This is a genomic window from Flavobacterium sp. (genome assembly GCF_965262375.1).
Taxonomy (GTDB): domain Bacteria; phylum Bacteroidota; class Bacteroidia; order Flavobacteriales; family Flavobacteriaceae; genus Flavobacterium.
The window spans coordinates 2,609,005-2,627,348 of sequence record NZ_OZ253527.1 but is presented as its reverse complement, the minus strand read 5'-3'; the positions used below and the strand labels follow the sequence as shown (position 1 = coordinate 2,627,348).

Here is an 18,344-nt window from a genome sequence, read left to right as displayed (position 1 = left end):
AACTACTGCCCAAGAGTAACTATAAGGGCAGTAGTTTGTGTATTAATCTTGTTTTGATACGGCGATAGGTTGCGCATCGCGCGTGTTTTTTTGTACCGTGATAGCACCAAAAATGGCTAATAAAAAGGCAAAAGCATAAAACCCTTTTTCGCTAGGTAATAAAGTTGCATTCCACAACCCAACGGTTAAGAGAACGATGGATATAATAGTAGAAAACCAACTTAATCCATAGTATAAATCCGTCACTGGAATGTTTTCCAGTTTGTCTCGAACACTTTTTTGTAAAGAAATTACAGAAAATAAACCGTACATTAATACAGTGAAATAATATCCTTTTTCATTGAGTAACATTTCAGCTCTTACTAGACCAATTAAATAGCCTGCAATACCTGCTCCTAAAGCAATCCAAGAAGCTGCAATAAATGCATTTGATGGTTTTTGATTCATTTTTTAATTTGTTGTTTGAATTTATATTAAACTTTGTTTTCTAATGCTTTCATGGTATCTACTAATACCTGAACACTTTCTAAAGGTAAAGCATTGTAAAGTGACGCCCGATAGCCTCCCACAGAACGGTGTCCTTTTAAGCCAGAAATACCCGCTTGTTCCCATATTTGGTCAAAAATAGGCGTGTGGGCTTCATTTTCTAAAACAAAAGTAGCATTCATGTAGCTTCGGTCTTCTTTGACTGCTGTACCTTTAAACAATGGATTTCGGTCTATTTCAGCATAAAGTAATTCCGCTTTCGCATTGTTTATTTTTTCAATTCCAGCAATACCTCCTTGTTTTTTCAACCATTGCAAATTGAGTAACGAGGCATAAATAGAAAAAACAGGCGGGGTATTGTACATACTTTCTTTGGCTATATGTAATTGGTAATCCAGCATAGATGGGATAGTACGTCCCGTTTTGCCAAGAATTTCCTCTTTAACAACCACTAAAGTTGCTCCTGCTGGACCCATATTTTTTTGAGCTCCAGCATAAATTAAATCAAATTTTGAAAAATCTAAAGTTCTTGAAAAAATATCAGAACTCATATCACACACCCTAACAGTATCTACTTCAGGAAATGCTTTCATTTGTGTACCATAAATGGTATTATTGCTCGTGCAATGAAAGTAATCTAAGCTTTTAGGGATTTCGTACCCTTTAGGAATATGGTTGAAGTTAGCTTCTTTTGAAGAGCCTAAAATTAAGGTTTCACCAAAAAGTTTAGCTTCTTTAATAGCGCCACTGGCCCAAGTACCTGTTTCAAGGTAGCCCGCTTTTCCATTCACTTTCATTAAATTATAAGGCACCATCAAAAACTCTAAACTGGCTCCCCCATGTAAAAACAAGGCTTGGTATCCTTTGCCTTGTAAACCTAATAATTCTAAAACGAGTGTGCGTGCTTCCTCAATTACAGCTACAAACTCATCACTGCGGTGTGAAATTTCTAATAAGGATAAGCCCATTTGATTAAAATCTAAAATGGCTTGTGCCGATTTTTCAAAAACTTCTTGCGGAAGTATGCAAGGTCCCGCGCTGTAATTGTGTTTTTTCATAGTGTTGTGTTTTAGTTTGCTGTGAACTCGGTTAGCATTCACTTTTGCTTCCAAATTGAAATTAGGTTGGTGTTGGTGCACCTCTTGTTCCTTTTGTTTTTTGATGATGTCTAAAAATTTAGAAGCCATATTATAATTGGTTTAAAAATGCAATAGTATCTACGTTATCAGCATAATCCCAAAGTTTTGGTTTTTGTGTTTGTCCAAAAGGAATACTGTTAGCGATTAATTGATTTGAAACCACACATTGAATCAAATCAGTATCAGTTGCTAATTTAGTAGCCACATTGTCTAAATCTTCATAAAATTCATAAAAAACAGATGAAATAGGAGAGGCGTAACTTGTATCTTCTTTAATTGTCAAGAATTCATTGTCCAAAATTTGGAATAAACTCATTAGGAAAACCGCTTTGTTATAATCGTAATTATTGGCGTATTTTTCATAATGAATAATTTCTCCGTAAGGGAAAATGGCTTCAAAAAACAGTTTGAAATCATAGCCTTTTGGAACAAATAATTTAGAAACATTGCGACAGCCTAAACCAAAATATCTGAAGATATCTTCTCCTAATTGGAACAAATCTTCTCTCGATTCTTGACCGTTTAAAACCGCTACTGAATTTCTGTTTTTACGAATGATTGAGGGTTTATCTCTGAAATAGTATTCAAAATAACGAGCCGTATTGTTGCTTCCTGTAGCAATAACGGCATCAAAGTTTTCTAATTTTCCTTCAGAAAAAGAAATGCGTTCGGCTAGTTTAGGTTCAACAGCTATTAGATATTGCGCTAAAAAAGGTAAAAGTTTTTGGTCGTTAGAGGATAATTTAGCAAGCACTTTGTTTCCGCTTACCAAAACAGAAATAAAATCATGAAAACCTACCAAAGGAATATTTCCAGCTAAAATTAATCCGATGGTTTTGGGAGTATTTGTATTAAAAGTGTAAGCTTCTCCAGTAGTTTTTGAAGCAGAAAGCCATTCGTTTAAATTTTCTTCGGTCAATGCTTCTGCCCAAGATTGTACTGAAAAATAGACTTGTTCTGGGGTAAACCAACCGTTGTGTGATTGTGATAGTAAAATTAATTCTGAAAATTTGTCAAAAAAGTCGGCGTTGTGTTTTACGTCAGGATGTTGGGTGTTAGCTTCCAATTGGAATTGACTTAAGAATTTTCCTAATTCAGTAAATGCAATAATTATTTCCTTTTGTGACATGGGTTTCTTGCTTATATGTAGTTTACAATGTAATTTTGTACAAAAATAAGCTTTTTAGTATTAAACAGTATGTCTCGTGCTATAAGCTTTTGTAATTTAGTAAAAATAGCTTTTTAGCCTTAGGCATAAAGCATAAAGCAAAATAGAATGGCAATTATAATCACTGACGAATGTATTAACTGTGGGGCATGTGAGCCGGAATGTCCAAACACTGCAATTTATGAAGGCGCTGACGATTGGAGATGGAAAGATGGAACGAGTCTTTCAGGAAAGTTAGTTTTACCAGATGGTACTGAAGTAGATGCAGATGCAGCGCAAACGCCTGTTTCGGATGATATTTATTATATTGTTCCAGGAAAATGTACTGAGTGTAAAGGATTTCACGAAGAGCCTCAATGTGCAGCTGTATGTCCTGTAGATTGTTGTATTCCAGATGATAACCATGTGGAAAGCGAAGAAACGCTATTGAATAGACAAGCGTTTTTGCATAATGAATAAATAATTTGCTAGAGTAAACTTATAAAAAGATCGATGTTTTATCGGTCTTTTTTTATGGTTTTTACGGAACAGGGTCATAACCGCTACCACCCCAAGGATGGCAACTTAGGATTCTTTTTATTCCTAAAAAAAGACCTTTAAGTGGACCATGTTTTTTTAAAGCTTCTACCATATAATGGGAGCATGTAGGTTGATACCTGCACGTCGCTGGCATTAAAGGGGAAATGATGTATTGGTAGATGCGAACAAAAAAAACGAGTATTCCTATAAAGATTTTCTTCAACATGATTTTGTATATATTCTGGAGCTAAATTACATCAATATTTGAATTTAATAAGGGAATTGTTTTTTAGTTTTTCCTCTGAGCTATTTTTAATTCATAAAATGCTAATAGGCTAAGAATAATAATTTCAATGATAAAATAACTAATGCCTAAAAAGCTTAGTTCTCCATAGTTAATTAGCATAATAGCAGTGGTCAAACAGCAATATAATAGGTTAGCAAGGGCAATCGTTTTAATGTATTTTGGCCATTGATGTTTAGACCATAAATAAGCTGAAATAGAAAATAGGCTAAACAAAAATGGAAAAAGTATCAGTTGGTTGCATATTTGTTGGCTGATTCCGAAGATGGACTCAAATTGACTTACTACATATAGAGAAATGCCTGAAAAAAATGCCCCTATACTATCCAAAAGGAGAAGTTTTTGTTTCATATTCTATGTTTGTTATTTGAATTGTAACTTAAAATTACACTTTTTTGTATAAAAAAACTCCCAACTAGGGGAGTTCAATATTAATATGTAAAACTTGTTCCTTCTTTACCATCTTTCAATTGGATGCCTATGGCTAAAAGTTGGTCTCTAATTTGGTCTGACATTGCCCAGTTTTTATTAGCGCGTGCTTCTTTGCGCATTTCAATCAACATTTCGATTACACCATCTAATTTTTCAGAGTGATTACTTGCTGATTGAGCATTTTCGATACCTAAAATATCAAATACAAAATGATGTAAGGTTTGTTGAATCAATGCAATATCTTCAGCGGTTAGTGTCTCTTTACCATCGTTAACCAAATTGATATAACGCGTACCTTCAAACAATTGCGCGATTAAAATTGGCGTGTTGAAATCGTCGTTCATGGCATCATAACAGGTTTGTACCCATGCTTGAATATCTAAACTTGATTGCGTACTTGCTTGTAAGTTCCCGACTAATTTGATAGCTTCCATCAAGCGATTATAGCCTTTTTCGCTAGCAACCATAGCATCGTTAGAAATGTCTAATTCGCTTCTGTAATGTGCTTGTAAGAAGCAAAAACGAATAATGCTTGGGCTAAATGCTTTCTCAAAAAAGGTATTATCCCCTGAGATTAATTCCATAGGTAAAATGAAATTCCCAGTTGATTTGCTCATGCGTAATCCGTTCATGGTGAGCATATTGGCGTGCATCCAGTATTTTACTGGAGAAGTACCGTTACAGCCTTTACCTTGCGCAATTTCACATTCGTGGTGTGGGAATTTTAAATCCATACCCCCCCCATGAATGTCAAATTGTTCGCCCAAGTATTTTGTGCTCATGGCAGTACACTCTAAATGCCATCCAGGGAAACCTTCGCCCCAAGGTGAGTTCCAACGCATGATGTGTGCAGGAGAAGCAGACTTCCATAAGGCAAAATCTTGAGGGTTTTTCTTTTCATTTTGCCCGTCTAAATCTCTTGTATTAGCTAGTAAATCGTCAATATTTCTATTGCTTAATTCGCCGTAATTCAATCCTTGTTTGTTGTAGGCCTCTACATCAAAATAAACCGAACCTTGACTTTCATAAGCCAATCCTTTGTCTATTAGTTTTTGAGTCAACTCAATTTGTTCTACAATATGTCCCGTAGCTGTAGGCTCAATGTTTGGAGGTAAGAAATTGAATAAATCCAATACTTTATGGAAGTACACCGTATATTTTTGTACAACTTCCATAGGTTCTAATTTTTCCAAACGCGATTGCTTTACAAATCGGTCATTATCTACATTGCCATCATCGGTTAAATGCCCAGCATCGGTAATGTTACGCACATAACGTACATTATACCCTAAATGTAATAAGTAACGATAAATAACATCAAAACTCATAAAAGTACGTACGTTACCTAAATGTACATGGCTGTATACGGTAGGTCCGCAGACATACATACCGATATTGCCTTCATGAACAGGTACGAATGTTTCTTTTTCACCACTAAGGGTGTTGTAAACTTTTATAGGATTTGATTGATATAAATGCATTTTTTTATAAGTTTAAAAAGGTATAAAAGTATAAGGGTTTATTGTTTCCGAAAAAACGTATAAACCCTTAAACTGATAAACGAAATTATGAAATTAGAATTTTGTTTCTAATTTGATATAATCTAAGAATTCTTTACGTGTCGCTTCGTTTTTGAATTTACCACCAAATTCAGCAGTAACCGTGCTACTTTCAATGTCTTTGATACCGCGTGAATTTACACACAAATGTTTAGCATCTATAACACAAGCTACATCTTCAGTACCTAATACGCGTTGCAATTCTTGTACAATTTGCATAGTTAAACGCTCCTGTACTTGCGGACGTTTTGCATAATGTTCTACTAAACGGTTCATTTTTGATAAACCGATAACTGTTCCATTTGAAATATACCCCACATGTGCACGACCAATGATTGGTAATAAATGATGCTCGCAAGTAGAATAAACCACTATGTTTTTTTCTACAAGCATTTCATTGTACTTATAGTGATTTTGGAAGGTAGATGAACTTGGTTTTCTGCTAGGGTTTAATCCTCCAAAAATTTCTTTAACAAACATTTTAGCCACACGATTAGGTGTACCGCTTAAACTATCGTCTGTTAAGTCCATACCTAAGGTATTTAAAATGCTTTCTACATCCTTACGGATTAAAGCAATTTTTTCTTCATCTGTTTTATCAAATGCGTCTGGACGTAAAGGATTAGTAGCTGATGTTGCTATATGACTACATCCTAATTCGTCGTGAAAATCTTCGTTATTCGCCATTAATAAATTATTTATTGCAATTTTTCGAACCGCAAATATAGTGAATTACTAAAAAGAAAAATGTTTAATAAATCTTAATTATTGTACTCTTTTAAGGCTTCTCCTAAAATTTGTGCCGATTTTATAATATCTTCTTTTTTCAATACATAAGCAATACGCACTTCGTTTAAGCCAACTCCAGGGGTTGAGTAGAATCCTGCTGCTGGTGCAACCATAACGGTTTCACCGTTTAAATCATACGATTCTAATAACCATTGTGCAAAATCATCAGCATCTTTTACCGGTAATTGAGCAATACAATAGAAAGCTCCTTTAGGGGTTGCAATTTTAACTCCAGGGATTTTGTTCATTTCAGCAATTAAAGTATCACGACGGTCTTTGTACTCTTCAATCACTTCGTCAAAATAACTTTGTGGTGTATCTAATGCTGCTTCGCTGGCAATTTGTTCGTAGGTTGGCGGTGATAAACGCGCTTGTGCAAACTTCATGGCTGTTTCCATAACCGCTTTGTTTTTAGAAACGATACATCCAATACGAGCACCACACATGCTGTAACGTTTAGAAACTGAATCAATCATAATGGCATGTTCTTCGATGCCTGGAACATTCATTACGGAATAGTGTTTTGCTCCTTCATCATACACGAATTCTCTGTATACTTCGTCAGCAATTAAGAATAAATCGTGTTTTTTAACTAAATCAGCTAATTGATTGATTTCGTCTTGTGAATATAAATACCCTGTTGGATTCCCAGGATTACAAATTAAGATAGCTTTCGTATTTGCCGTAATTAATTTTTCAAAATCAGCAATAGGAGGTAAGGCAAAACCTGTTTCAATTCCAGACATTACCGGTACTACTTTTACTCCAGAGGCAGTGGCAAAACCGTTGTAGTTTGCATAAAAAGGTTCTGGGATAATGATTTCGTCACCAGCATCCATCGTACTTCCCAAAGCAAATAATAAAGCTTCAGAACCTCCAGTAGTTACAATAATATCTTCTTTGTTAATAGGTAAACCAATATTTTGGTAGCTTGTTGCTAATTTGGCTCTATAGCTATCAAAACCCGCCGAATGACTGTATTCTAAAACCTTGATGTCAGCATTTTTAATAGCTTCTAAAGCTACTTCAGGCGTTTTAATGTCAGGTTGACCAATATTTAAGTGATATACTTTGTGTCCTTTTTTCTTAGCGGTTTCTGCATAAGGAACTAACTTTCTGATAGGGGATTCTGGCATTAGAAGCCCTTTATTTGAAATTTTTGGCATGACTCTTTAAAAATTAATTTGGTAGTGCAAATTTGCAATATTTATTTATAAAAAGATATTTTTTGAATTGCTTTTTTGATTGTTAGATGTTAAAGGAAATAAGTTTGAATGTATTACTATTTGTTTTAGATGGAATTTCGTATAATATTAACTTTTTATAAAGAAAATCTTACGATTATAATTTGTAAATTTATATATTACCTAAAAAATATCCGTATGCTCCGAATTTTATTCATACTATTTTTTTCTTTTTTGGCTGTTACAGGGAATTGTCAAGAAGGATTTCATCTCAATGAAAATCGAAAGAAAATTAAAATCCCTTTTGAATCGAGTAATAATTTATTAGTTGTTAAAGTGATGTTGAATAATACTCCGCTGAATTTTATTTTAGATACGGGGGTTCAAAATACTATTTTATTTAGTTTAGAAGACACGGAGAAAATTGATTTTAAAAATATCGAAAAAATTAAAATTAAAGGCTTAGGAAGTGGTGATGCCATAGATGCTTACAAGTCGACACATAATAAAGTTGATATTAATGGGTTTCAGGATTTGGAACATGAAGTGTATATAGTTTTAGATCAAGAAATTAATTTTTCGGCACAATTAGGGGTGCCTATACACGGAATAATAGGGTATTATTTTTTTAAAAATCATCCAATAGCAATACATCCTACTTCGCATAAAATTTATGTCTATAAAGATTTAGGAGTGGTAACAAGAAGTAAGTTGAAAAAATATAGTGTATTGCCAATGTCTATAGAGCTTTCAAAACCCTATGTTGATTTAAAAGCAACTATTGGTGGGGTTGAATCTACTGTCAAAATGCTGGTTGATACGGGCGGGAGTGATGCGGTATGGTTGTTTGAAAATGATTCTAATATACAATGTCCTAGCTTGTTTTATGAGGATTTTCTTGGGCGTGGTTTCAGCGGTGATATTTTTGGCAAGCGTAGTCGAATTAGTGATTTAAAATTAGTAGATATTGCTATCCCTACACCAACAGTGTCCTTTCCAAGTGCGGTTTCATTGCAAAGTGTTGAAATGGTTGAGGGAAGAAATGGTTCTATAGGATCGGGAATTTTGCGTCGCTTTGATGTAATTTATGATTATTTGAATCAAAAAATGTATGTCAAGAAAAATAGTGATTTTGATTTGCCCTTCAATTATAATATGAGTGGAATGGAAATCCAACATAATGGGAAAGAGGTGATACAAGAATCGGTTTATTTAGCTAATTTGCCTCATAGAGATGATAATAAGGGAGGTATAGCGATTAATTTTGATAGTTCAACCTCTATTCAATATAAGTTTATGTTAAAGCCTATATTTGAGGTGGTTAATGTTCGTAAAAATTCCCCAGCAGACAAATCAGGGATTATGAAAGGTGATTTGATAAAAAAAATAAATGGGCAACCTACTTATAAATTTAAATTAAATGAAATCATCGAAATATTTCAATCTGAAGAAGGTAGAATTCTACAAGTGGAATATGAACGTGCAGGAAAGTTAAATAAAACTAAAATTCAATTAGAAAAAATATTGTAAACATTTGTAGTGTGCTACTCAAAAAAAGTTATTCGAAAATTGTACTTTATGTTAGTTTTCGAATAACTCAATAACATCTTAAAAATTTAGCTCAATATGGCTTCGGTGTAGTTTTACTTTGCCGCTTTGTTCAAGTTTTTTTAACAATCTAGAAATAACTTCTCTAGAAGTATTGAGTTCACTTGCTATTTCTTGATGCGAAAGTTTTACATCATTGCAGCCACAAGCATCGCGATGGCGTTTTAAATAAAAAACTAAACGTTCATCCATAGCTTTAAAAGCTATGCTGTCTATGACCACTAACACTTCTTCAAATCGACTTCGGTAGGTTTCAATAACAAATTCATACCAAGAGCGATGTTGACTCATCCATTTTTCCATTTGAGTTAAAGGGATCATGATCAGTTCAGCATCTTCAACCACTTTTGCCATCAAAGCACTCGTTTCTTGTTTCGTGGCACAGATCATGGAAATAGCACAAGCTTGTCCAGGTTGTAGGTAATACATGAAAAATTCATTTCCATCTTCATCTTCTCGGTAAATTTTTATTTTTCCTTTTACAACCAGTACGGTCTGTTTTATATATTGTCCTGATCGCATAATAACTTCTCCTGCGGCTACAGTTTGTATGGAAGCATTTTGCTGAATTTCATCTACTAATTGATGATGGAAATTTGGGAAATGAGATTTAATTAATTCTTTCATGTTAATAATAAGTAGTTTGCAAATATAGTGTACAAATAACTGATTTTGCTAGCTCAGGTTCGTTAAAAATGTATTAATTTGGCTTTACAAAACAATAAACTAATAATGAACACCACAGAATTAAGAGAATCTATTTTTAGACATTTGGATGGTATCGTCTTGGTACCTATTGCAGCTAAATTGCAAGAAAAAAAAATCACATCGTATTTAATTGAAAAAAAGGAAATTGAGTTAGATGCACTAGCTACTTATTTTAAAGCAAATTCAGGTTATTTGAATGTAGCTATGAAAGCTTTAGCATCTCAAGGTTTTATTGATTATGTTGTTGATAATAAAAATAATAAAATCAAAATTACTACTAATTCAACTACTGAAATTGCTTTTTCCTTATTTGACTTATATGAAGATGTGGCTAAAGCATTATTTCTTACGGATGTTTTTACGGCGAATTTAATTACAAGTCACTCCATTTCAATTTTAGCTCCCTTATTTGAGAAGTTTAAGAAATTAAAAAGTAATCTAAAAGAAGTTGTTACAGTAGCGGATGGTATTCATTATCAAATTCTTAAGCATATTGAAGGGATATTGGTAGGTTCTTTGATTGTGAATTTAGGTATGACAGGTATGTTTCATAAATATTTTATGGAATCTTCTTTTAGTGCGGATGAATTTCACCGCGAACCTGAGGCTTTTAGTGTCATGCTTGATTTTTTTACAAATTTAGGATGGTTTACTGAACGAAAAGGGAAATTTCAGTTTACTGAAGCGGGTTTGTTTTTTGCTAAAAGAGCTTCGGCCTATGGAGTAACGGTTTCTTATTTGCCAATGCTGAAAAACATAGACATGTTACTTTTTGGTAACCCAAATACGTTACGCGATATCGCAATCAATGAAACTGAAATTCACGTAAATCGTGAAATGAATGTTTGGGGTAGTGGAGGTGCGCACAGCACGTATTTTAAAGTTATCGATGAAATTATTATTGATTTGTTTAACAGACCTATATCAGAACAACCGAAAGGAATACTTGATATGGGGTGTGGTAATGGTGCTTTTTTGCAACATATTTTTAATGTAATTGAAAGACAAACGTTAAGAGGTAAGTTGTTAGAAGAACACCCTTTGTTTTTAGTGGGTGCCGATTATAATCAAGTAGCTTTAAAAGTTACACGCGCTAATTTAATTAAAGCTGATATATGGGCTAAAGTTATTTGGGGGGATATAGGTAATCCGGATTTGCTGGCACATGATTTAGATGAAAATTACAATATAGATTTAAAAGATTTGTTGAATGTTCGCACTTTTTTAGATCATAATCGTATTTGGAGTCAACCAAAATCGGATTATGAAATAGTAAGTACTTCCACGGGAGCTTTTGCTTATCGAGGTGAATTGTTATCGAACAATGCTGTTGAAGCTAATTTGTATGAACATTTAGAAAAATGGGCTCCTTATGTGCATAAATTTGGGTTGTTATTAATTGAGTTGCATACCGTTAATTCGTCAATAGTTGCTAAGAATTTAGGGAAAACTCCGGCTACTGCTTATGATGTTACTCATGGTCTTTCAGATCAGTATATTTTAGAAATTGATGAATTTAAGAAAGTGGCAGCAAAAGTCGGTCTGCAGTCCGATCCACGATTTTTTCAACGTTTTCCTAATACAGACTATGCTACAGTTAGTATACATTTATTGAAAGGGTAGTTGGTAGTTGAAATAAATGTGAGTTTGTGCTAATAAAGGAGGTAAAAAAACTTGTTTATTTTTGCTTTCTGAAGAATGATTAAACGCTTATAACAGGATTTAAACACCTTTTGTAAGTGTTTAATTTTTTTATCCCTAAAAACGTGCTAAGAGTTTCTATGCTTTATGGTTTGACTTTTTAATTCAGTATGTTTTTTATGTAAAAGTTGTGACTCCTCAAAAAAAAAGCTCCTGATTAATAATCAAGAGCTTTTTAAAAAAGTTTTCTATATACTTATGATAAAGCAGCTTTAACTTGATCAGCAGCTTCTTGGAATTGAACCGCAGATAAGATAGGCATACCAGAACCATCAATTAATTCTTTTGCAATTTCTGCGTTTGTTCCTTGTAAACGAACGATGATAGGTACTTTAATATCGTCACCCATATTTTTGTAAGCATCAACTACACCTTGAGCAACACGGTCACAACGAACGATACCACCAAAAATATTGATTAAGATAGCTTTTACATTTGGATCTTTTAAAATGATACGGAATGCAGTTTCAACACGTTTAGCATCAGCAGTACCTCCTACGTCAAGGAAGTTTGCAGGCTCGAAACCAGCATATTTGATTAAGTCCATAGTAGCCATTGCAAGACCAGCACCGTTAACCATACAACCTACAGTACCATCTAAATCTACGTAGTTTAATCCAGCTTCTTTAGCTTCTACTTCAATTGGACGCTCTTCTGTAATATCGCGCATTTCAGCTAAATCAGCATGACGGTATAAAGCATTGTCATCTAAAGATACTTTAGCATCTACAGCTAAAATTTTATTGTCAGATGTTTTTAATACAGGATTGATTTCAAACATAGAAGAGTCAGAACCCATATATGCTTTGTATAAAGCATCTACGAATTTTACCATTTCTTTTAAAGCTTCCCCTGACAAACCTAAGTTGAAAGCAATTTTTCTAGCTTGGAAACCTTGTAAACCTACAGCTGGATCAATTTCTTCAGTAAAGATTTTATCTGGAGTATGCTCAGCAACTTCTTCAATATCCATACCACCTTCAGTAGAATACATGATCATGTTACGACCTGTAGCTCTGTTTAATAATACAGACATGTAGAATTCTTTTGTTTCACTTTCTCCAGGATAGTATACATCTTCAGCAACTAATACTTTGTGTACTCTTTTTCCTGTTGGAGGTGTTTGAGGTGTAATTAAGTCCATCCCAATAATTTGATCAGCAATTTCTCTTACTTGATCTAAATTTTTAGCTAACTTAACGCCTCCTCCTTTTCCACGACCACCTGCGTGAATTTGAGCCTTAATTACGTGCCAACCTGTTCCTGTTTCATCAGTAAGTTGTTTAGCTTTTGCAACCGCTTCTTCAGCATTATTTGCTACATAACCACGTTGAACACGCACACCGTAGCTTGCTAATATCTGTTTTCCTTGATATTCGTGTAAATTCATAATTAGATTTTTGACTTTTTATAAAGTGCCACAAAAATAATAAATTCTAAAAGATTATTTGCTCTCTGTTTTAATTTTTTATTTCAAAAAAGCTATTTTATTTTACTTATTCGTAGTTGATAAAAATCAATAAAGCTTCTTAATGTAAGGGTATGCTATTTTTTGGTAATAAATGTAAATAGAAGCTTTACTGTTTTTTATTGAAATAAGTTTTGTTCTAAAGTCACAGGTAAAATAATCATAGTAGTATTAAAGTTTTTTTTATAAAATAAAAATTCCCCTAACAGTAGTGTAAGGGGAATAAGTTTTTTTATTAGAAATTAGGTGATAAATTGTATTTTTTGTAGAAATTATCTAACACTTCTACCACCTCATCTTCGTTGTCCACAATTTTTATTAAGTCCATATCACCTGGACTTACTGTTTTCTCTTGGTCAATCATTATTGTTTTAACCCAATCAATTAAGCCTTTCCAGAACTCAGAACCAACCAAAATGATAGGGAATTTTTCAATTTTTTTGGTTTGGATTAAAGTAATCGCTTCAAACAATTCATCTAATGTTCCAAAACCGCCAGGCATTACTACGAATCCTTGCGAGTATTTGACAAACATAACTTTTCGAACAAAGAAATAATCAAAATTTAAGTTTTTATCCTTGTCGATATACGGGTTGAAATGCTGTTCAAAAGGTAATTCAATGTTTAAACCTACAGAGATACCTTCGCCACGATGCGCTCCTTTGTTACCTGCCTCCATGATACCGGGGCCACCACCAGTGATAACTCCGTAACCTGCTTTGGTAATTTTGTAGGCAATCCTTTCGGCTAATTGGTAATATTTGTCTTCTGGTTTGGTACGTGCAGATCCAAAAATAGATACACACGGACCTATTCGAGCCATAGTTTCATAACCATTTACAAATTCTGACATGATTTTGAAAATTGCCCAAGAATCGTTTGATCTAATCTCATTCCAAGTTTTGTGTTTTAGTTTTTCTTGGATTCTTTCATCTTCATTTGAAAATTCTTCTTTCATTCTATTTAATTTATTGTTCTTAGTAAATTTTTAAAGGCTTTTACAAGTAATTTTAAAAGAAAAGCCGACTAAGATAATTCTTTTTTCAAAAACTGAGCGGTATAACTCTTTTTATTTTTTATAATTTCTTCAGGAGTACCTTCGGCAATGATTTGTCCACCGCCTTTACCACCTTCATAACCCACGTCAATGATATAATCGGCTAGTTTAATAACATCCATATTATGTTCGATAATAAGTACAGAATTACCTTTTTCAACCAATCGATTAATGACATCCATCAATACACGGATGTCTTCAAAATGGAGTCCAGTGGTAGGTTCATCCATGATATAGAAGGTGTTTCCTGTATCTTTTTTAGAAAGTTCGGTGGCTAATTTGATACGTTGCGCCTCACCACCAGATAGCGTGGTACTCTGTTGCCCAAGCGTAATATATCCTAAACCTACGTCTTGTATGGTTTTGATTTTGCGGTAAATTTTTGGAATATTTTCAAAAAACGGAACTGCTTCATCCACCGTCATGTTTAATACATCCGAAATCGATTTGCCTTTATAACGAATTTCCAATGTTTCGCGATTAAAACGTTTTCCCTGGCAGGTTTCACATTCTACATAAACATCGGGTAAAAAAGCCATTTCAATGGTACGTACACCACTGCCTTCACAAGTTTCACAGCGTCCTCCTGATACATTAAAACTAAAGCGTCCAGGTTTATATCCTCTGATTTGCGCTTCGGGGGTTTGGGTAAACAAACTTCGAATTTCAGAGAACACTTCGGTATAGGTGGCTGGATTTGAACGAGGTGTTCTTCCTATCGGACTTTGGTCAATATCAATCACTTTATCAATATGTTCCAAGCCTTCAATTTTTTTGTATGGGGCAGGTTTTTTTACCGCATTGAAAAAATGATGGTTCAAAATAGGGTAGAGCGTTTCATTGATTAGAGTTGATTTTCCGGAACCAGAAACCCCCGTAACCACGATTAGCTTGCCTAAAGGAAATTCAACCGAAACATTTTTTAGATTGTTTCCTGTGGCTCCTTTTAGTTTTATCGATTTTCCATTGCCCTTTCTTCGCTCTTTAGGAACTTCAATTGCCATTTTACCACTCATAAATTGTGCGGTTATGGTGTTTTCTTGAAGTAAAGCTTTAGGAGTACCCTGACTGATGATTTGACCGCCATATCGCCCTGCTTTAGGACCAATGTCAATGACATGGTCGGCACGTTCTATCATGTCTTTGTCATGTTCTACCACGATTACCGAGTTCCCAATGTCACGTAATTGTTCTAACGAATGGATTAATTTTTCATTATCTCTTTGATGTAACCCAATGCTCGGTTCGTCTAAAATATACAGGACACCCACTAATTGCGAACCTATTTGTGTGGCTAAACGAATGCGTTGTGCCTCGCCCCCCGAAAGCGATTTAGAGTTTCGTGCCAAGTTTAAATAGTTCAATCCCACATCGACTAAAAATTGTAAACGGGCTTTGATTTCTTTGACCACTTCCGTAGCAATGACTTTTTGTTTTTCGGTCAATTGCGATTCTAAAGCATTAAACCACGCACTTAAATCAGAAATATCCATAGTGGATAGTTCTTGTATATTTTTATCTAGAATTTTGAAGTATTGCGCTTCTTTTTTCAAACGTGAACCATGGCAATCAGGGCAGTCAACCTCATCCATAAAATCTTTTGCCCAGCGCTTGATAGAAGTGGATTCAGATTCATCGTGTTGTGACTTGATAAAGTTGGCAATTCCTTCAAATTCGATTTTATATTCTTTAGTTACGCCAGCGGTTTTAGATGCTATAGAAAATTTTTCATTTCCACCGTTCAAAATCATTTGCATTCCTTCGGGACTGATTTTCTCAATCGGGTCGGTCAATTTAAATCCAAATTTTTCGCCTATAGTTTCTAATTGTTTGAAAATCCAAGTCGATTTATATTCGCCTATAGCTGTAATTCCTCCACTTTTGATAGATTGTTTTGGGTCTGTAATGATTTTTTGTAAATTAATTTCATGTACTGTTCCTAAACCATTACAATTTTCGCAGGCTCCTTTAGGAGAATTGAAAGAAAATAAATTGGGTTCAGGGTTTTGATAGGAAATGCCTGTAGAAGGACACATCAAGTTACGGCTGAAATAACGAATTTCACCAGAATCTTGGTCTAAAATCATCAAAACATTTTCACCATGATACATAGCCGTTTTGATACTTTCGTTCAAACGTTTTTCATTGTCCGCACTATCATCTATGGCTAAACGGTCAATGACAATTTCAATATCATGGGTTTTGTAGCGGTCAAGTTTCATACCCGCAACGATGTCTTTTACTTCACCATTCACTCTAACTTTTAAAAAGCCTTGCTTGGCAATTTGCTGAAAAAGTTCGGCATAATGTCCTTTACGCGCACGGATGATAGGCGCTAAGATGTTGATGCGTTTGCCTTTGAAATTTTCAGAAATTAAGTCTTTGATTTGTTCATCGGCATACGAAACCATTTTTTCGCCTGTATTGTAACTATAGGCTTCACCAGCTCGGGCAAATAATAAACGCAGGAAATCGTAAATTTCAGTGATAGTCCCCACGGTGGAACGTGGACTTTTGCTTGTGGTTTTCTGCTCGATAGCAATTACTGGAGAAAGACCATCAATTTTATCCACATCAGGACGTTCTAAGCCACCTAAAAACTGACGGGCATAAGCTGAAAAAGTTTCTATATACCGGCGTTGTCCCTCGGCATAAATGGTATCGAAAGCTAAGGATGATTTACCAGAACCTGATAAGCCTGTAATTACCACAAGCTTTTCACGCGGAATGGTAACATCTATATTTTTAAGATTATGAGCGCGAGCACCTATAATTTCAATTGTTTCTTCTGTATGTTGCATAAAATATGAGCAAAACACAAAGGTACTTTTTTTGGGATAAATTTAGTGATAAGTAAAGAGTGAAAAGTAAATAGTTTTGATTTTAACTTGTTACTCTTGACTAATTACTATTTTTTAATATCCAGTTCTCTAAACTTTGGCGAAATGACCGCCGTACTTCCCACCACTACTAACGTCATAATCCCACCAAACACTACAGCATTAACGGTACCCATAAGTCGTGAGGTAAGACCACTTTCAAAAGCTCCCAATTCATTAGAAGAACCCACAAAAATAGAGTTAACAGATGAAACACGTCCGCGCATAGTATCAGGAGTGTACAATTGTAAAATGGTAGAGCGAATAACAACCGAAATACCATCGGTCACGCCACTAAGGAATAAAGCTAGTACGGATATCCAAAAATGGGTGGATATGCCGAAAACGATGATGCAAATTCCAAAGCCAAATACCGCCCATAGTAATTTTTTTCCTGCACGATGGTTCAAATCAAAGTGGGTGGCAACCAGCATGGTGATTAAACCACCTACAGCTGGAGCAGCTCGTAAAATTCCGAAGCCTTCGGAACCTACTTTGAGAATATCTTGTGCAAAGACTGGTATTAAAGCAACTGCTCCTCCAAAAAGTACCGCAAACATGTCCAAGGATATGGCATTGAGGATGGTTTTGTTTTGGAAAACAAAATGTAAACCTTCTTTTAAACTGTCAAAAATGGATTCTGATTTTTTTTGATTTGCAATGTGTTTTACACTTAGTTGAAATAACGCACTTATGCCCAAAACGACAAAAAGGACTACCACCCACATAGCGCCGTATACGCCTATCCAACCAATCATAAAACCAGCGAGAGCAGGACCTACGGTTGCCGATATTTGCCAAGTGGAACTGCTCCATGCCGCAGCATTAGGCTTTTCGGAATTGGGAACAATTAAACCCAGTAAACTAAACACCGATGGAATGATAAAAGCTCGTGCCATTCCACCTAAAAATACTAAGGTGTAAATACCGTACAATATACCTTGCGTAGTGAAATTTTGTGCAATATCAGGATGGGTGAGTGCTGTTAGCGCCAAGCAAATGAAAGTCATGGCGGAATAACAAAGAATCAGGATTTTTCGTTTTTCGTTTTGGTCAACTATATGCCCCGCAAATAAAGCAAGACCAATGGCAGGAATTACTTCCATCAAACCTATTAATCCTAACGACCACGGGTCTTTGGTTAGTCGGTACACTTCCCATTCAACCAGTACAAACTGCATGGACCAGGCTAAAACTACGGCTAGACGCATGGCGAGGAACCAACGAAATTCTTTGATTTTTAAGGAGGAATAGGGAGAAGGTTTCATTTGTTTTGTTTTATACAAATGTAAGAAAGTTTCTAGTAGTTACTAGGCGTCTGTTTTGAATTATACTTATTTGTA

16 protein-coding genes are annotated in these 18,344 nt (G+C 34.7%); 3 read left to right on the top strand and 13 right to left on the bottom strand.

What is annotated here, in order from left to right:
- Positions 1 to 42: 42 nt before the first annotated feature.
- The 3 genes from yiaA to ACQY29_RS12005 form a co-directional block, all read right to left on the bottom strand.
- Positions 43 to 447, bottom strand: a complete 405-nt coding sequence (gene yiaA, locus ACQY29_RS12015) for an inner membrane protein YiaA (RefSeq protein ID WP_428225421.1) — start codon at positions 445 to 447, stop codon at positions 43 to 45.
- A 26-nt stretch (positions 448 to 473) separates the two neighbouring features.
- On the bottom strand, positions 474 to 1,544 hold the full coding sequence (gene serC / locus ACQY29_RS12010; protein ID WP_428225915.1) for a 3-phosphoserine/phosphohydroxythreonine transaminase: 1,071 nt from the start codon (positions 1,542 to 1,544) through the stop codon (positions 474 to 476).
- Between the two features lie 130 nt (positions 1,545 to 1,674).
- Complete coding sequence (locus ACQY29_RS12005; protein ID WP_428225420.1) at positions 1,675 to 2,754, bottom strand: acyl-CoA reductase; 1,080 nt, start codon at positions 2,752 to 2,754, stop codon at positions 1,675 to 1,677.
- A gap of 147 nt (positions 2,755 to 2,901) precedes the next feature.
- Between ACQY29_RS12005 and ACQY29_RS12000 the strand changes: the two genes are divergently transcribed.
- Positions 2,902 to 3,252, top strand: a complete 351-nt coding sequence (locus ACQY29_RS12000; RefSeq protein ID WP_428225419.1) for a 4Fe-4S dicluster domain-containing protein — start codon at positions 2,902 to 2,904, stop codon at positions 3,250 to 3,252.
- 61 nt (positions 3,253 to 3,313) lie between these two features.
- Here ACQY29_RS12000 and yidD read toward each other — a convergent pair whose 3' ends face one another.
- The 5 genes from yidD to ACQY29_RS11975 form a co-directional block, all read right to left on the bottom strand.
- Positions 3,314 to 3,538: a membrane protein insertion efficiency factor YidD gene (gene yidD, locus ACQY29_RS11995; protein WP_428225418.1), complete on the bottom strand. Its 225-nt coding sequence runs from the start codon at positions 3,536 to 3,538 to the stop codon at positions 3,314 to 3,316.
- Between the two features lie 63 nt (positions 3,539 to 3,601).
- Positions 3,602 to 3,967 (bottom strand): hypothetical protein, encoded by a 366-nt coding sequence (locus ACQY29_RS11990; protein WP_428225417.1) that lies wholly within the window; start codon positions 3,965 to 3,967, stop codon positions 3,602 to 3,604.
- Positions 3,968 to 4,047: 80 nt separating this feature from the next.
- The gene (cysS, locus tag ACQY29_RS11985) at positions 4,048 to 5,529 is read right to left on the bottom strand and encodes a cysteine--tRNA ligase (protein ID WP_428225416.1); all 1,482 of its coding nucleotides are present in this window, start codon (positions 5,527 to 5,529) and stop codon (positions 4,048 to 4,050) included.
- A gap of 93 nt (positions 5,530 to 5,622) precedes the next feature.
- Positions 5,623 to 6,294, bottom strand: coding sequence for a GTP cyclohydrolase I FolE (gene folE / locus ACQY29_RS11980; RefSeq protein WP_428225415.1), 672 nt, complete (start codon positions 6,292 to 6,294; stop codon positions 5,623 to 5,625).
- Positions 6,295 to 6,368: 74 nt separating this feature from the next.
- Positions 6,369 to 7,562 carry a pyridoxal phosphate-dependent aminotransferase gene (locus ACQY29_RS11975; protein WP_428225414.1) on the bottom strand — a complete coding sequence of 398 codons (1,194 nt, stop codon included), beginning with the start codon at positions 7,560 to 7,562 and terminating at the stop codon, positions 6,369 to 6,371.
- Positions 7,563 to 7,778: 216 nt separating this feature from the next.
- On the opposite strand from ACQY29_RS11975, the gene ACQY29_RS11970 reads away from it, so the two are divergent.
- Positions 7,779 to 9,110 carry an aspartyl protease family protein gene (locus ACQY29_RS11970; protein ID WP_428225413.1) on the top strand — a complete coding sequence of 444 codons (1,332 nt, stop codon included), beginning with the start codon at positions 7,779 to 7,781 and terminating at the stop codon, positions 9,108 to 9,110.
- Between the two features lie 78 nt (positions 9,111 to 9,188).
- Here the strand turns inward: ACQY29_RS11970 and ACQY29_RS11965 are convergent, their stop codons facing one another.
- Positions 9,189 to 9,815, bottom strand: coding sequence for a Crp/Fnr family transcriptional regulator (locus ACQY29_RS11965; RefSeq protein WP_428225412.1), 627 nt, complete (start codon positions 9,813 to 9,815; stop codon positions 9,189 to 9,191).
- A 105-nt stretch (positions 9,816 to 9,920) separates the two neighbouring features.
- Here ACQY29_RS11965 and ACQY29_RS11960 point away from each other — a divergent pair, with 105 nt between their 5' ends.
- Positions 9,921 to 11,519: a class I SAM-dependent methyltransferase gene (locus tag ACQY29_RS11960; RefSeq protein ID WP_428225411.1), complete on the top strand. Its 1,599-nt coding sequence runs from the start codon at positions 9,921 to 9,923 to the stop codon at positions 11,517 to 11,519.
- Positions 11,520 to 11,793: 274 nt separating this feature from the next.
- Here ACQY29_RS11960 and sucC read toward each other — a convergent pair whose 3' ends face one another.
- From sucC to ACQY29_RS11940, 4 genes are all read right to left on the bottom strand, one after another.
- Complete coding sequence (gene sucC / locus ACQY29_RS11955; protein WP_428225410.1) at positions 11,794 to 12,987, bottom strand: ADP-forming succinate--CoA ligase subunit beta; 1,194 nt, start codon at positions 12,985 to 12,987, stop codon at positions 11,794 to 11,796.
- Positions 12,988 to 13,300: 313 nt separating this feature from the next.
- On the bottom strand, positions 13,301 to 14,023 hold the full coding sequence (locus ACQY29_RS11950; protein ID WP_428225409.1) for a TIGR00730 family Rossman fold protein: 723 nt from the start codon (positions 14,021 to 14,023) through the stop codon (positions 13,301 to 13,303).
- A gap of 68 nt (positions 14,024 to 14,091) precedes the next feature.
- Entirely contained in the window at positions 14,092 to 16,923 is a 2,832-nt protein-coding gene (gene uvrA / locus ACQY29_RS11945) for an excinuclease ABC subunit UvrA (protein ID WP_428225408.1), read from the bottom strand.
- Positions 16,924 to 17,030: 107 nt separating this feature from the next.
- Positions 17,031 to 18,269, bottom strand: coding sequence for an MFS transporter (locus tag ACQY29_RS11940; RefSeq protein ID WP_428225407.1), 1,239 nt, complete (start codon positions 18,267 to 18,269; stop codon positions 17,031 to 17,033).
- Positions 18,270 to 18,344 lie beyond the last annotated feature (75 nt).

Excerpts from the sequence above, each read along its gene's own strand:
- yiaA (WP_428225421.1), bottom strand. The coding sequence starts at position 447 with ATGAATCAAAAACCATCAAATGCATTTATTGCAGCTTCTTGGATTGCT.
- serC (WP_428225915.1), bottom strand. The coding sequence starts at position 1,544 with ATGAAAAAACACAATTACAGCGCGGGACCTTGCATACTTCCGCAAGAA.
- ACQY29_RS12005 (WP_428225420.1), bottom strand. The coding sequence starts at position 2,754 with ATGTCACAAAAGGAAATAATTATTGCATTTACTGAATTAGGAAAATTC.
- ACQY29_RS12000 (WP_428225419.1), top strand. The coding sequence starts at position 2,902 with ATGGCAATTATAATCACTGACGAATGTATTAACTGTGGGGCATGTGAG.
- yidD (WP_428225418.1), bottom strand. The coding sequence starts at position 3,538 with ATGTTGAAGAAAATCTTTATAGGAATACTCGTTTTTTTTGTTCGCATC.
- ACQY29_RS11990 (WP_428225417.1), bottom strand. The coding sequence starts at position 3,967 with ATGAAACAAAAACTTCTCCTTTTGGATAGTATAGGGGCATTTTTTTCA.
- cysS (WP_428225416.1), bottom strand. The coding sequence starts at position 5,529 with ATGCATTTATATCAATCAAATCCTATAAAAGTTTACAACACCCTTAGT.
- folE (WP_428225415.1), bottom strand. The coding sequence starts at position 6,294 with ATGGCGAATAACGAAGATTTTCACGACGAATTAGGATGTAGTCATATA.
- ACQY29_RS11975 (WP_428225414.1), bottom strand. The coding sequence starts at position 7,562 with ATGCCAAAAATTTCAAATAAAGGGCTTCTAATGCCAGAATCCCCTATC.
- ACQY29_RS11970 (WP_428225413.1), top strand. The coding sequence starts at position 7,779 with ATGCTCCGAATTTTATTCATACTATTTTTTTCTTTTTTGGCTGTTACA.
- ACQY29_RS11965 (WP_428225412.1), bottom strand. The coding sequence starts at position 9,815 with ATGAAAGAATTAATTAAATCTCATTTCCCAAATTTCCATCATCAATTA.
- ACQY29_RS11960 (WP_428225411.1), top strand. The coding sequence starts at position 9,921 with ATGAACACCACAGAATTAAGAGAATCTATTTTTAGACATTTGGATGGT.
- sucC (WP_428225410.1), bottom strand. The coding sequence starts at position 12,987 with ATGAATTTACACGAATATCAAGGAAAACAGATATTAGCAAGCTACGGT.
- ACQY29_RS11950 (WP_428225409.1), bottom strand. The coding sequence starts at position 14,023 with ATGAAAGAAGAATTTTCAAATGAAGATGAAAGAATCCAAGAAAAACTA.
- uvrA (WP_428225408.1), bottom strand. The coding sequence starts at position 16,923 with ATGCAACATACAGAAGAAACAATTGAAATTATAGGTGCTCGCGCTCAT.
- ACQY29_RS11940 (WP_428225407.1), bottom strand. The coding sequence starts at position 18,269 with ATGAAACCTTCTCCCTATTCCTCCTTAAAAATCAAAGAATTTCGTTGG.